The organism is Caldisphaera sp. (assembly GCF_049974385.1).
Taxonomy (GTDB): domain Archaea; phylum Thermoproteota; class Thermoprotei_A; order Sulfolobales; family Acidilobaceae; genus Caldisphaera.
The window spans coordinates 1-673 of the sequence record NZ_JBMFIW010000060.1 but is presented as its reverse complement, the minus strand read 5'-3'; the positions used below and the strand labels follow the sequence as shown (position 1 = coordinate 673).

General features: G+C 28.7%; 1 protein-coding gene. It reads left to right on the top strand.

The genetic code is table 11. From position 1 onward, the window contains the following. Positions 1–65 precede the first annotated feature (65 nt). Positions 66–673, top strand: a 608-nt coding sequence (locus ACP5GV_RS08105) for an FkbM family methyltransferase (protein WP_428103297.1), incomplete at its 3' end; no start/stop codon positions are given.

Below are 673 nucleotides of genomic sequence, written 5' to 3'. Positions count from 1 at the left end.
TTATCATAGATCTTAAAAGTAAAGGTATTTAAGAGAGTAAAAATATTAATTAATATGGGATGATTATGACAAATTTGACTATAAAGGATGCCAAAAATTTGAGAGAAATAATAAAAAGGTATCGAAATGCTTACAAAAATTGGTTTATTGTTTTGCTTGAATTAGCTACAGAAGGAAAAGCTAAAGCTATAACTAAAGATGGAAAAAAGATAGAAGGTGATAGAGAAATTGTTGGAAGCATTGCTTTTCTGTGCACTTTACAAGGTTGCAAGTTAGTTGACTTGTCTGATGATTTAAGCTCAATTGCTATTGAAATAGATAGAAATTCAAGCATAGTTATAACAGCTGGAGGACAAGCAGCTATGATTGCTATTGAAATAGATAAAAATAAAGCAAAAATTTATGGAGGGCGTCATATTAAGTTTATTTTTGATATCAATGATTATCAAATCCTTAATGTCAAAGATAGATCAATATTAGATATTGGAGGATTTATTGGGGATTCAGCTATTTATTTTAATCTTAGAGGGGCAAAAAGAATTGTTTCTGTAGAAGCATCTCCGTGGGCATTTCAAATGGCTAAAAGAAATGTAGAGATTAATGAATTTAATAGTATATCATTAATTAATTGTGCAATTGATAAAGAAGGAAATAAGAAATTAAGATTGCCGTT